The sequence below is a fragment of the Alsobacter sp. genome, assembly GCF_059501845.1.
In genome coordinates this window covers 214369-227302 of the sequence record NZ_JCACDK010000014.1, presented here as the reverse complement: position 1 = coordinate 227302, position 12934 = coordinate 214369, and the positions used below count along the sequence as shown (strand labels likewise).

Here is a 12934-nt window from a genome sequence, read left to right as displayed (position 1 = left end):
GCATGGCGCTCCTCGAAGTGGACGACCTCGTTCAGCACTTTCCGGTCTCCGGCAGCCGGAAGGTGGTGCAGGCCGTCAACGGCGTGAGCCTTACCGTCGACCCCGGCGAGACGCTCGCGCTGGTGGGGGAGTCGGGCAGCGGCAAGACGACGATCGGCCGTTGCGTTCTGGGCCTGATCCGTCCGACGCGCGGCGTCATCGCCTTCAAAGGCCAGACGATGGGGAAGGGGATGACCGTCCGGTCGTCCGCCCTGCGCGGGCGCATGCAGCTCGTCTTCCAAGAGCCGGCCGAGTCGCTCGACCCGCGCACCGTCGTCGGCGACACGATCGGTGAGCCGCTCAGGGCCCTGGGCGTCAACCGCGCCGACCGGGAGAAGGCCGTGCGGGAGGCGGTGCGCCGCGTTGGCCTGGCCGAGCGGCTCCTCGATGTCTACCCCGCCGAACTGAGCATGGGGCTGCAGCAGCGCATCGGGATCGCCCGGTCCATCGTGTCCAAGCCCGAGCTGATCGTCCTGGACGAGCCGACCTCGGCGCTGGACCCGAGCGCCCGGGCGGAGATCATCGACCTGCTGATCCGGATCCAGAAGGACCTCGGGACCGCCTATCTCTTCATCTCCCACGATCTCAGCACCGTGCGCTACCTCAGCCACCGCGTCGCGGTTCTGTATCTTGGCTCGATCGTCGAGGACGCTCCTGCGGCACCGCTGTTCGCCGCCCCGCGCCATCCCTACTCGGTGGGCCTGCTCTCCTCGGTGCTGCTGCCCAATCCCGACCTGAGGCGCGAGAACACCATCAAGCTCGAGGGCGAGATCCCGAGCCCGATCGACCTGCCGCCCGGCTGTCCGCTGGCTGGCCGCTGCCCGCTCGCCATCGATCGCTGCAGGGTCGAGATGCCGCCGGTCACGGCGTTGGGCGACCGCCATTTCGTCCGCTGCTGGCGGCACGAGGACGTCGCCGCGATGGAGCGGTCGGACGACTTCTTCTCACGGTTTCAGGCCGAGGCGGAGCGCATCCTGACGCCCCGGACGGCCAGCATCGAAGGAGCGAGTGATGGGAAAGCTTACGGGTAAGGTCGCAGTCATCACCGGCGCGTGCAGCGGCATCGGCGCGGCCACGGCCGACCTTTTCGCGCGCGAGGGCGCCGCCATCGGCGTCATCGACCTCGACGCAGGGAAGGCTGCGGAGACGGCGCGGAAGCTGGCGGCGCACGGCGTCAACACTGCCTCGGCCGCCGCCGACGTCGCCGACGAGGAGGCGGTGAAAGCCGCCTTCAAGACGATTACGGCCGCGCTCGGGACCGTCGACATCCTCATGAACAACGCCGGCATCGACACGGTGAGCCCCGTCGAAACGATGGAAACGGCGATGTTCGACCGCATGATGGACGTGCACGTGAAGGGCACGTTTCTGTGCACGCGCGAAGTCATCACCGGCATGAAGGCCAAGAAGTGGGGCCGGATCATCAACGTCTCGTCGCAGCTCGCGCACAAGGGCGCACCGGGGATGGCGCACTACGTCGGTGCCAAGGCCGCCATCATGGGCTTCACCAAGTCCCTGGCCTATGAACTCGCCCGCGACGGCATCACCTGCAACACGCTCAATCCCGGCCCGATCAACACGCCGCTTTTGCGGGCCCTCCCGCAGGACTGGCTGGACATGAAGATGAAGGAGCTTCCCATTGGCCGTTTCGGCGAGGTGGGCGAGATTGCTCCGGTCGCCCTGCTGCTCGCCTCCGAAGAGGGATCGTATTTCGTGGGCGCCAGCCTCAATCCGAACGGCGGCGACTACATGATTTGAAGCAGGCGGCCACCTGGCTGGAAGCCTCGTGCCGGAAATGCCACACGGCCGCGCCACCAGCGCGGCCGTTTGCTTTCCGGAAACCATTGCGGCCGAACCTGCCTCTTCAGGGAGCGTTCATGTGAGGAAGCTCACAGATTGAGGCGCGCAGACGGGGCACTGTCCCCCTGCGCCAGACGACGCAACGGAGACGAGATCATGTACGCCGCCCCCCTCGCCGCGATGACCACCGAAGCCCGCGGGTTCGACAAGGTCCCAGCCGCGTCCATGGGAACGGCGACAGCCGAGATCAAATCCCTCGGCCGGCTTTTCTCCCTCCGCACCCCCACCGTGCTGCCCGGAGCCTTCGACGAGGACGGGCCGCCCTGGGCTCACCCGGCCCGCACCGAGGCTCGCCGCACGGCCCCCGCCGACCTACTGGACTGACCAGATTGCCCCGGGGCAGGGCATGCTTGCTCAGCGCTTCGCTGCGTTCCTGAAGACCCGCAGCGGGCTGCCGCCGGCGATGAGCGCTGTCAGGTCCACCAGCGCCTTCGGCGTGTCAAGCAGGCCGGGGCACGCCACGTAGAGCGGTGTCCACTCCGGCCCGAACTTCTGCTTGAAGGTGCGCAGCCCTTCGAAATTGTAGTACTCCTCGCCTTGCCGGTAGATGAACGAGCCGATGCGGTTCCACCAGCTGGCGAGCCGGTGGTCGACGAGCCCCGAGAGCGGGGCAGGACCCAGCTCGAACCAGCGATAGCCTTCCGCCTGCGCCGTCAGGATGAGCTCGACGAAGAGGCCGTCCATGATGATGCGCGACACGCCCGGGCGGTAGCGCATCAGGTCCACCGTCATTTCCGCCTTGTCCGCGCCGCGCCAGAGATTGGCGAATGCGACGAGCTCCCCGTCGCGGCGGAGGACGCCTGCGTCAAAGCGAGAGAGGTAGTCACGGTCGAAGCACCCGATGGAGAAGCCCTTCTCGCCACCCGACTTGCCGGCGAACCACGCGTCCGACACCGCCTGCATCTCGTCGAGCAGGGCGGGGACCTCGGCCGCGGGAACGAGCGAGAAGACGAGGCCGTCCTTCTCAAGCCGCCTTCGGGCGTTGCGAAGGTTCTGCTTGGCCGTGCCGGCCATCGAGAAGGTGGAAAGGTCGAGCCGGGCGACCTCGCCGATCTTGAGCACGCTGAGGCGCATGTCGAGATAGGTCGGCAGAGTCTCCGCCCCGATCTGGTAGAATACCGGGCGCGCATCCAGCCGGTCCGCAAGCTCGCGGAAGGCCCAGGCCAGTTCCGTCGCGCGCTGCGGGTCACCGACGGGATGGCCCAGCGCGACGAGGCTGCGGCCGGAGACGGCGTACATGAGGAAGGCCGACCCGTCCGGGGAAACCAGGAACCGCTTGTCGCCCAGGAAAGCCAGCGCGGCGGACGCGCGCGGGCTCTGCGCGACAAGGGTCTCGACGGCGCGCGGGATCTCCTCGGTGGCGGAGGGCCCGGCGGTCACCTCACGGAAGCCGAGCCTGGCCAGCCAGGCCGTGGCGACGCCTGACAGCCGAATGCCGGCCGGCCCATGCTCGCTGCGCCGGACGTTGCCCCGGTAGAAGGCGGGCTTGCCGGCGTAGAGCGCCAGGCTAAGGACAGCGACAGCCGCAATGCTGCCCGTGCCGAGACCGAGGGAGAGTGCGGCGGCGAGGCCGGTCGGTAGCAGCAGCAGGGATGCCCGCCGGGCTCTCGCCTGGCGGTGCAGGAGCCCGCGCGCGACGCTGAGCAGCATGATGCCGGCAATCCCGGCGGCCGCCCGGACGGCTTCACCCGGCTCGGCTGCGACATGATCCGGCCACCAGCCGAGCGCGACGCACAAAAGGGCGATCGCTGAGCCGCCAACGAGCGAGGCGCTGCTCATCGCCAGAAGCGGGCCGGCGATGTGGAAGCCTGTCGCAAACCGCTCGCCAAGTGCGTCGCGGCCCCGGTGTACCTCGATCGCGGCCAGGGCGGCCGTCGCGATCAGGAAGGGCAGGGCGGTGTAGACGACCCGGTACATGACGAGTGCCGCCACCGCGTCGGCCCGCCCGGCCAGGCCCAGGCCGGCGATGATGGTAGCCTCGAAGGCGCCGATTCCGCCTGGCGTATGCGCGAGGATCCCGGCAAGTGTGGCCGCGCTGAAGACGACGGCAAACACCGGCAGGCTGGTCACCGCGTCGGGTGGCAGCGTGGCGGCGACGTCGACGATGCCGGCCGCCAGATGCACGAGGCTGCCGGACGCCGAGGGAAGCGGGAAAGGCACGCCGAGAATGCGGGGCTCGCGGCGCGCCAGCGCCATGGCCGCGACGAGCCCGCCGACGACGGCGAGCAGGCCGAGGCCGGCGAGGCGCTGCGTTGTATTGTCCAGACCCGGCAACGTCGTGCTGCCGGGGGGTGCGAAGGCCATGGCCAGCCCGATGACGGCGGCAAAGCCGAACCAGAGCGCCAGCCACGCCGTCCCGACGACCCGGCCGATATCGGCACCGTCGAGACCCTGGGACCGGTAGATGCAGTACCTGACGAGCCCACCCGTCGCCAGCGGGAAGCCGAGCGCATTGGAGACGGCGTAGGCTGCCGCTCCCGTGGCGCCGGCCAGCCAGGGCGAGACCCGGCCGGGAGCGACGGTGCGCACCGCGACGACGTCGTAGACCCCCAGCGCCAAGAAGCTCACGGCGGTGAAGAGCAGCGCGAGCACAAGCGCGTGTGGCTCCACATTGGCGACCGCCGCTTCGACCCCCGCAAGTCCTACCGTATTCGCTTCCCGCCAGACGAGCAGGATTGAGACCGCAGTCACGGCCACGGCCAGCAGCAGGGGCAGACGCCTCGCCAGCATCTGCAGCACGCGGGAGGTTCGGCGGCGGGGGCGGGCCGCCGCAACAATCGTATCGGAAAGAATGGTCACTGACTGTCCCGGTGGCTTCCGCCGACCCCGTGCGGCATGCCCGTCTGACCAGTGCTTGTGACACGCAGGCGTAAAGAAACAGCTGAGACACAGCCGTGGCGATTGGTATTCTCGACGTTACCCGACCTGCAATGTCAGCCGGATTGGCAACGAGAACACGGCTCAACTCACGTTGACTTGCAGCCCAAGGTTGAAAGACTGACTTCCGGGTTGGTCAAGCGGGGTCTTGAAAGACGAAGGCTGGCAATCGGGCATGTGCCTTGCCTGCTTAGCTCCACGCCGGCGCCAGGACGGCGCACGATCCAGCCGGCGAGGCCCGTGTCAGGGCGCTGCGGCGCCCTTCTCTTCCGCTGCTTCCTCGGCGAACACCTCACGGGCCACGCGGAAGGCATCCACGCCAGCGGGGATGCCGGCATAGACGGCAGCTTGCATCAGCACTTCCCGTATCTCGACGGGCGTGCAGCCGTTCCGCAACGCGCCCTTGAGATGCAGTTTCAGCTCGTGCGGCTTGCCCAGCGCGGTCAGCATCGCGAGGTTCAGCATGCTGCGCGTCTTGCGCGGCAGCTCCTCGCGGGTCCAGATCGCGCCCCAGCAATACTCCGTCACCAGCTCCTGGAAGGGGCGGTTGAAGTCGTCCGCATTGGCGATCGACTTGTTGACGTACTCCTCCCCGAGAACGGCCTTGCGGACCGCCAGGCCTTCCTCGAACAGCTTCTCAGACATTGTAAGTCCTTTCGATGCCGCCTCAGGTGGAGATCATCTTCTTCTCGATCCCGACGCCGGCCGCCATGGCGCGCTCGTATTCGAGCGGAACCGTCGCGCTGTCCTGAAGCGCGATGCCCGTGGAATCGAAGATCGTGATCTCGTCGTCGGAGGTACGGCCGGGCTTCTTGCCGGTCACGACCTCGCCGATCTCGCCGGCAATGTCTGCCTCGGTGATCAGGCCATCGGACAGCGGCACGTTGATCTCGCCGTCGTGCCTGCACTGCCGGATATCGTCGACGAAGATGCGCGCGCGGGTGAGGATCTTGCCCTCGAGTTCCTGGTCGCCCTTCTTGTCCGCGCCCACGGCAGCGATGTGCATGCCGGGCGTGATCCACTCGTTCATGACGATGGGTCCGCGCGCCGGCGTGAGCGTCACCACCACGTCGGCGCCCCGCACCACGCTTTCGAGGTTCGTGGACGGCTTGATCTCGAAGCTCTCGTATTTCGGCTGCTGCTCCTTGACGAAGTGGTCAAGCGTCGACTGGCTTCGGCTCCACACGCGGACTTCCGTCCAGGGGAACACCTCGTTGCAGGTCGCCAGGGCGCCTTCGGCCATGTGGCCCGCGCCGACGATGGCGAGCTTGCGGGAATCCTTTCGCGCCATCCACTTGGCGGACACCGCGGCGGAGGATCCCGTGCGCATCACGGTGTGGTAGCTGCCGTCGACGATGGCGAGCGGGAAGCCTGTTTCCGGATGGGTGTAGATGAGGATCGAGAACACCGTCGGCAGGTTGAACCGCTCGCGGTTCCACTCGCGGATCGACACCCACTTGCAGGCGGCGGCATGGGGCTCCTCGATGTAGGACGGCATCGCCTCCCACTCGCCGGGGAATTTGTCGAGCACGATGTGACCCTTCGGGTCCATGTAGAAGCGGCCCTCGCCATGCATGCGATAGGCCTGCTCGACGCAGTCATTGTACTCCTTCGGGGTCAGCAGCCCGATCATCTCGTTGCGGCCCAGGATGAGCGTCTTTCGGTTCGCCCAGTTTTCCATGTGGTCTCTCCCCCCGGGTTGCGCTGCTATTCGGCCGCGTCGAGATACGGATCGCCCGCCCGGCCGCTGTCGACCTTGTTGAGGACGTGCACGTCGGCGGCGTCCCAGCTGGCGAACACAGCGTCCCCGATGGCGATCGGGCTGCGGAAATAGTCGGTGTCGGGCTGGTTCACGACGAAGACCTCGCCCTTCCGGTCCACCGTCATCTTGAAGAAATTGCCCTGGTACTCGATGCCCGTGACCGTCCCGGTGAGCTCGTTGATACCGGACGCCTGCTCGCCCGCGGCCTGCTTGCGCAGGTGGATCCGGTCGCGCCGCACGGAGATGGACATCTGCGAGCCCGCCTTGGGGACCGCCGATTCCGCCTGCGCCTCGAACACCGATCCATCGGCATGGCGGAGCCGGAAACGCCCGGCAGCGCCGGTGTCCTCCACCGTGCCGGTGAGCACGTTCTGGCCGCCCATGAAGCGGGCCACGTAGGGCGTCGCTGGCTTGTCGAAGATCATCTCGGCGGAGTCCGCCTGGTCGATGCGGCCGGTGTCCATCACCACCACCATGTCGGCCAGCGCGATGGCCTCGGGCTGGGTGTGGGTGACGTGGACGAAGGTGATGCCGAGCTCGTTCTGGAGGCTCTTGAGCTCGCCGCGCATGCGAAGCCGCAGGAACTCGTCCAGCGCCGAGAGGGGCTCGTCGAGCAGCAGCACCCGGGGATTGGTGATCAGCGCGCGTGCCAGGGCGACACGCTGCTGCTGGCCACCCGAGAGCTGCGCCGGCATCCGGTCCTTGAGCTGGTCGAGCTGCACGCGCTGCAGCATCTCCTCGGCCCGCGAACGGCGCTCGTCTTTACCGACGCCGCGCATCTTCAGATAGAACGCGACGTTGTCGAGCACGGTGAGGTGCGGGAAGAGCGCATAGCTCTGGAACATCATGGCCGTGCCGCGCTCGACCGGCAGCTTGCCGACGACCATCTGGTCGCCGATCCAGATCTCGCCCGTCGTCGGTGTCTCGTGCCCGGCGATCATGCGCAGGATGGTGGTCTTGCCGCAGCCCGATGGTCCGAGCAGGCAGCAATAGGACCCGTGCGGGATCGTCAGGTTGATGTTCTGGACCGCGTAGGACGATCCGAACTGCTTGGCGACGTTGACCAGGCGAATTTCGCCCGGCCCGCGGGAGGCCGTCGGGGTGCTGCTCATTTCTTGCGGAACCGCTTGCGTTGGATCAGGACGATGGACGACAGCGCGATGGCGATGACCGCGAAGGACACCACCGTCGTGACCGTTCCCAGCGCATAGAGCGCCGGCGATGTCACGTTCGTCGTCATCGTCCAGATTTCGAGGGGGAGAGTGTTCTTGGTGCCGACGGTCAGCCAGCTCCGCGGGAACTCGTCGTAGGAGAGGGTGAAGCCGAACAGCGCGACGGCAATGATGCCGGGGAAGACGATGGGGACGACGACTTCCCTGACCGTCTTCCACTTGGAGGCGCCGAGGTCGAACGCCGCTTCCTCATAGGACGGGCTCAACCGCCCGAGCACCGCGAACATGATGAGCAGGCCGAACGGGAGCGACCAGGTGAGGTGCGCGCCCAGCGCCGAACCCCACCACGTGGCCGGAAGCCCGAGATAGCGGAAGGTGACGAGGATGCCGATCGACAACACCAGCCCGGGCACGATCAGGCTCGCCACGGCGGTGTAGAAGATCACCGTGGAGCCGACGAAGCGCCGGCGGAAAGCGAAGCCGGCCGTCACGCAGATCACGACGGTGATGATCATCACCAGGAAGGCCAGCGGCAGCGAGCGGTTGAACGCGCCGACGGCGTCACCCGTGCGCCTGGGGTTGAAGAGCTCGTCGAACCACATCAGCGACGGCTCGCGCAGCGGGAACACCAGCGAGCCCGAAGGTCCCTGGAAGGACAGCACGAGAACCGAGATCATCGGGCCGTACAGGAAGATGACGAACAGCGTGAAGAGCGCCGCGAGGACATAGAAGGTCCAGGGCCGCGGGCCGTAGGAGACGGTTCCGGATCCACCACCAGCCATTTAGCGCACGAGCTCCTTGCGGACGTCCACCAGCCGGAAGATCGCCGCGGCGATGAGAAGGACGACGATGAGCAGGATCACCGCGTTTGCCGCGGCGCGCGGATAGTTGAGGAACTGCAGGTCGTTGAAGATGCCCGATGTGGCCGATCCCGACATGCCCCCGCTCATGACGGAAACGACGAAGAAGTCGCCCATGACGAGCGTGACGACGAAGAGCGATCCGAGCGCGATGCCCGTCTTGCAGAGCGGCAGGACCACGTTGACGACCGTGCCCCATTTGGTGGCGCCTGCGTCGAGCGCCGCTTCCAGCAGCGACTTGTCGATGCGCGCCATCGAGTTGAAGATCGGCACGATCATGAACAGCGTGAACAGGTGGACATAGGCCACCACGACCGAAAAGTCGGAATAGAGCAGCCAATCGAGCGGCTGGTCGATGACCCCGGTGCTGAGCAGCGCGCTGTTGATCAGGCCCTCCTTACCGAGGATGGGCCGCCACGAGATCATGCGGATGATGTTGGAGGTCCAGAACGGCACCGTGCAGACCAGGAACAGGCCGATCGAGACCAGCAGGTTCCTGACGTGGAAGACGAGGAAATACGCGATCCAGAAGCCGAGCACGAAGGTGATGGCGAGGACGATCAGCGTGAACTTCACCGTCGACGCATAGAGCGTCCACGTCGTCGGGCTGGCGAGCAGGTCCGCATAGTTCTTGAAGGTGAAGTCGGGAACGACGCCGACCAGCATCTGGTAGCGAAAGACGCTGACGACGAGGACGAGGATGACCGGGACCACGAAGAACAGGACCAGTACCAGTGTCAGCGGCGCGACCTGGAGATACGGCATCAGGGAAGGGGGTCGGCTGGAGGGCGAAGGCGTCATCGCGGTGTCCGCAGGTCCTCGGCACTGGGTGAAAGGCGAGAGAGCGGCGGTGCGAACCGCCGCTCCCCGTGTCGCTGGACGGCCTTGTCAGGCAGCGTTGAACTCGTTCCACTTGGCGAAGAGGAATTCCGCCTCGTCGGGCAGGTTGTTCCACACCGCCACCTTGGAGAAGCGCTCCTCGTAGGAGCCGCCGTCGCGAACCTCGCCGGCCGAGTTCGTCTTCTCGCCGGTCGGGCTGGTGATGTCGCCGGTGGCCAGCTTACCCTCGTAGAAGAAGCCGCGCTCGTTCGGGGTGAGGGCCGCCATGGCGGTCTTCACGTTGGCGCTGTAGTAGCCCTGCTTGGCGATGAAACCGCCGACCCAGCCCGAATTGTACCAGTTCAGGTACTCGTAGGCGGCATCGAGCTTCTTGCCCTCGAGGTGGGACAGCAAAGCGAGGCCGTTGCCCCAGCCGCGATAGCCTTCCTTGAGCGGCTGGTAGACGCACTTGACGCCCTGCGTCTTCACGGCCGTCACGGCCGGCGACCACATGGACTGGATCACCACCTCGCCGGCAGCCATCAGGTTCACCGACTCGTCGAAGGTGTTCCACAGCGCGCGGAAGTGCTTCGCCTTCTTGAGTTCGATGAGCTTGGCGATCGTCTTGGTGAGCTCTTCCTTCGTCGGGTTGCCCTTGTCGACGTACTTCAGCTCACCGGCGGCCTCGAGCGCCATCATGGCGTCCATGATGCCGTTGGTCGGGATGTTCTGGATCGCGGTCTTGCCCTTGAAGTCGGACGAGAGCAGGTCGGCCCAGGTGGTGATCGGACGGCCGACGAGGTCGGGGCGGATACCCAGCGTGTCGGCGTTGTAGACGCTCGGGACGAAGGTGGCCCAGTCGGTCTTCGACTTCGAGAAGGTCTTGGCGTCCTTCGACTCGCGGTACATCACCTCGATCGGGGCGTCGCCCTGGAGCGAGACTTCCTTGCCGAGGAACTTGCCTTCCGTATAGAGCGGGGTGAGGTCTCCCCAGGCTTTGATCTTCTTGATGTCAGCGGCCTGCGTCACGCCCTGCGGCACGGCGAATTTCGCCTGCCAGATTTCCATGTCGGCGATGTCGATCGACTTGGGGTCGTTGACGAGGCGGTTGGTGAGACCGGGATGGTCGACCACCGACATCTCGACCTTGAAGCCGAGGTCCTTGCTCGCCTGCCGGGCAATATCGGCGATGGTCGAGTAGGACATGCCGGTGTGGTTCAGCGTGATGTCCTTGATGGTCTGCGCCCAGACCGTGGGAAAGCCGGTGATGGCGGTAGCGCCGGCGACGGCGGCGCCGCCCTTCAGCAGCGAACGCCTCGAGATCCCCTTCGTCTTGTTTGTCATGATCCTCTCCCTCTTCTTTCAGCCTTGCGCGCCCGCTCCGCCGGATGTCCCCGTCCGCTGGCGGCCATTCTCACTCCGGCCGCGCGGCAGCACCGTTCAGCGTGCATTGTCCGGCGTGGCGTCGCGCTTTCCGTGAGTCCTCCTTGTGCCGCGCTCTGGGTCCAGACCCGCGCGGCACGCTCTACCTGGACAGGGGCATGGCAACCGGCCGCATCGGCGCGCCAGTGGCGCCGCGCAGCCTGATGCAGGCTCCGAAAAATGCGAATTCCCAAACCTTGTCCGCCACGAGTTCGTCGAGATAGGCCATCTCGAGGATCGGGACGCCGGCCTCGGCCAGCAGATAGGTATGGACCGGGAAGAAATTGTCCCCGGGCGGCGTCGGCGTGTGCTCCAGCGTGAGATTGTCGGCGCCGATCATGATCGCGCCATTCTTGCACAGAAACTCCGCGCCCTCGCGGTTGATTCCGGGGGTGTTCGCGGTGAAGAGCGGCTTTGGCCACAGCTTCATCTGCCCGGTGTGGATCAGGACGACGTCGCCCAGCTGCGGCTTCACGCCCTGTTTCTTGATGGCGTTGTTGAGGTCTTCCGCGCCGATGACGTGGCTGGGCGGCAGCGTGTCGACGCCGTAGAGCCCGGCAATGTCGAGCAGGATTCCCCGCGCGAAGATGGGCGGATGCTTCTCGGCACCGCAGACGTCCCAGGCGCGGCTGGTGAGATGCTCCTGCGCCGTGAAGCCGTTGAAGATGGCGCCGTTATAGCCGAAGTGGTTGAACGTATCGATGTGCGTGCCGCAATGCGTGTACATCGAGATGGCGTCGCCCGAGTAGCCCACCAGCGTATTGGCCGACGGGCTGACGTTCATCGAGTTGCCGACGACCTCGCCCTGCGGCGTGTGCGTCATCCAGATCTGGTAGGGCTGGTCGCCTGCCCCGAACCAGCCGGGCATGCCGATGAAGTGATCCACCGAGAGGTCGAAGACCTTCGAGGCATCGGCGCGGCTCATGATGGCGGAGCGCGACTCGGCATCGACCAGGTGCAGCATGCCGATCTCGTCGTCCGAGCCGAAGGGGCTCTTCGTGACCTTATGGAACTCGGCGCTGTAGGCGATGATCCTGCGCTTGGCCTCCTCGTCGACATAGCACGCCACGCACATGGGTCGCTCCCGTCAGAGGTGGCCGGCGGCCAGGGCGGCCGGCACGGGGACAATGCATCCGGCCCTGGCGGAAAGCGCAGAACCGGGTTCGCGGAGTAGCATGTCACGTGCTACTCTCGTGTCAATCTGGTTACCGGGATCGGCCGGGCAGGAGAGGCGGGTCGCCGGCCTCCGACGAGGTGCTCCGGATGGGCTCCCCGACACCCTGCGCCGAGGGCTCCGGACAGCACGGAACGGACGGCCGATGGACATTCCGGACATGCGCCAGAAGAGCCTGGCGACGAGGGTGTTCGAAGTGGTGCGCAGCGCCATCGTGCTCGGCGAGTTCGAGCCGGGCAGCCTGCATTCCGTGCAGGAGATCGCGGAGAAGCTGAACGTCTCGCGGACGCCCGTGCGCGAAGCCCTGCTCAAGCTGGAAGAGCAGGGAATGGTCAGTTTCGAGCGAAACCGCGGAGCCCGCATTCTGGAGACCACCGTCCACGACCTCGAAGAGATCTACAGCATCCGCCTGCTACTGGAAGTCCCCGCCGCAGCCCGCGCCGCGTTGCGAGCGACCAGGGCGGACATCCGCAAGCTCGGTCAGGCCTTGCGCGAGGTGGAGCAGGCTTACCGCTCCTCCGTGTCGAACGCGCGCGCGCACCTCGAACCCGATGGCCGCTTTCACCGCTGCATTGCGGTGGTGGCGGGCAGCCGCAGGCTGGCGGGCATCCTCGATTCCCTGTTCGACCAGCAGATGATCGCCGGCGGGACCTCCGGCGGGTACACCCGCGACACGAACGAAATTTTTGAGGATCATCAACGGATTCATGACGCCATCGCGGCAGGCGACGCCGATGCCGCGGCCGAGGCGATGCGGGCCCATCTCGTCGTCAGTCTGAAGGCGCTGGTCGCCAAGGAGACCGGGGACGCCGCCGCGGGGCAGGCATTCGAGCCTCTGTTCGCGGACATCCTCGACATGGGCAAGGTCCGGCCGGCCGTCCAGCGCAAGGCCGCCGCGGCGGGCAGGAAGCGCTGAGCCCGGCAAGCTTTCGGATGCCGGAATACCAGT

General features: G+C 66.5%; 12 protein-coding genes. 4 read left to right on the top strand and 8 right to left on the bottom strand.

Annotated features, from left to right (window positions below; all coding sequences use genetic code 11):
* Nucleotides 1-2: 2 nt before the first annotated feature.
* The 3 genes from AC5JCN_RS12035 (at nucleotide 3) to AC5JCN_RS12025 (ending at nucleotide 2223) form a co-directional block, all read left to right on the top strand.
* A complete protein-coding gene (locus AC5JCN_RS12035; protein WP_495755302.1) occupies nucleotides 3-1070 on the top strand; it encodes an oligopeptide/dipeptide ABC transporter ATP-binding protein in 1068 nt (355 codons plus the stop codon).
* Nucleotides 1051-1797 carry an SDR family NAD(P)-dependent oxidoreductase gene (locus AC5JCN_RS12030; protein ID WP_495755301.1) on the top strand — a complete coding sequence of 249 codons (747 nt, stop codon included), beginning with the start codon at nucleotides 1051-1053 and terminating at the stop codon, nucleotides 1795-1797. Before AC5JCN_RS12035 ends, AC5JCN_RS12030 begins: the two co-directional genes overlap by 20 nt.
* 198 nt (nucleotides 1798-1995) lie before the next feature.
* A complete protein-coding gene (locus tag AC5JCN_RS12025; RefSeq protein WP_495755300.1) occupies nucleotides 1996-2223 on the top strand; it encodes a hypothetical protein in 228 nt (75 codons plus the stop codon).
* A gap of 30 nt (nucleotides 2224-2253) precedes the next feature.
* Here the strand turns inward: AC5JCN_RS12025 and AC5JCN_RS12020 are convergent, their stop codons facing one another.
* From AC5JCN_RS12020 to AC5JCN_RS11985, 8 genes are all read right to left on the bottom strand, one after another.
* Entirely contained in the window at nucleotides 2254-4698 is a 2445-nt protein-coding gene (locus AC5JCN_RS12020) for a phosphatidylglycerol lysyltransferase domain-containing protein (protein WP_495755299.1), read from the bottom strand.
* A gap of 321 nt (nucleotides 4699-5019) precedes the next feature.
* Nucleotides 5020-5421, bottom strand: a complete 402-nt coding sequence (locus AC5JCN_RS12015; RefSeq protein WP_495755298.1) for a carboxymuconolactone decarboxylase family protein — start codon at nucleotides 5419-5421, stop codon at nucleotides 5020-5022.
* A gap of 22 nt (nucleotides 5422-5443) precedes the next feature.
* Nucleotides 5444-6457 carry an ornithine cyclodeaminase family protein gene (locus AC5JCN_RS12010; RefSeq protein WP_495755297.1) on the bottom strand — a complete coding sequence of 338 codons (1014 nt, stop codon included), beginning with the start codon at nucleotides 6455-6457 and terminating at the stop codon, nucleotides 5444-5446.
* 26 nt (nucleotides 6458-6483) lie between these two features.
* The gene (locus AC5JCN_RS12005; RefSeq protein ID WP_495755296.1) at nucleotides 6484-7650 is read right to left on the bottom strand and encodes an ABC transporter ATP-binding protein; all 1167 of its coding nucleotides are present in this window, start codon (nucleotides 7648-7650) and stop codon (nucleotides 6484-6486) included.
* On the bottom strand, nucleotides 7647-8492 hold the full coding sequence (locus AC5JCN_RS12000; protein ID WP_495755295.1) for an ABC transporter permease: 846 nt from the start codon (nucleotides 8490-8492) through the stop codon (nucleotides 7647-7649). Before AC5JCN_RS12000 ends, AC5JCN_RS12005 begins: the two co-directional genes overlap by 4 nt.
* On the bottom strand, nucleotides 8493-9371 hold the full coding sequence (locus AC5JCN_RS11995; RefSeq protein ID WP_495755294.1) for an ABC transporter permease: 879 nt from the start codon (nucleotides 9369-9371) through the stop codon (nucleotides 8493-8495).
* 87 nt (nucleotides 9372-9458) lie between these two features.
* Nucleotides 9459-10733 (bottom strand): ABC transporter substrate-binding protein, encoded by a 1275-nt coding sequence (locus AC5JCN_RS11990; protein WP_495755293.1) that lies wholly within the window; start codon nucleotides 10731-10733, stop codon nucleotides 9459-9461.
* A gap of 181 nt (nucleotides 10734-10914) precedes the next feature.
* A complete protein-coding gene (locus tag AC5JCN_RS11985) occupies nucleotides 10915-11886 on the bottom strand; it encodes a cyclase family protein (protein ID WP_495755292.1) in 972 nt (323 codons plus the stop codon).
* On the opposite strand from AC5JCN_RS11985, the gene AC5JCN_RS11980 reads away from it, so the two are divergent.
* Nucleotides 11885-12901: a GntR family transcriptional regulator gene (locus AC5JCN_RS11980; protein ID WP_495755291.1), complete on the top strand. Its 1017-nt coding sequence runs from the start codon at nucleotides 11885-11887 to the stop codon at nucleotides 12899-12901. The two genes, AC5JCN_RS11985 and AC5JCN_RS11980, sit on opposite strands and share 2 nt — an antisense overlap.
* The last annotated feature ends 33 nt before the right edge of the window (nucleotides 12902-12934 follow it).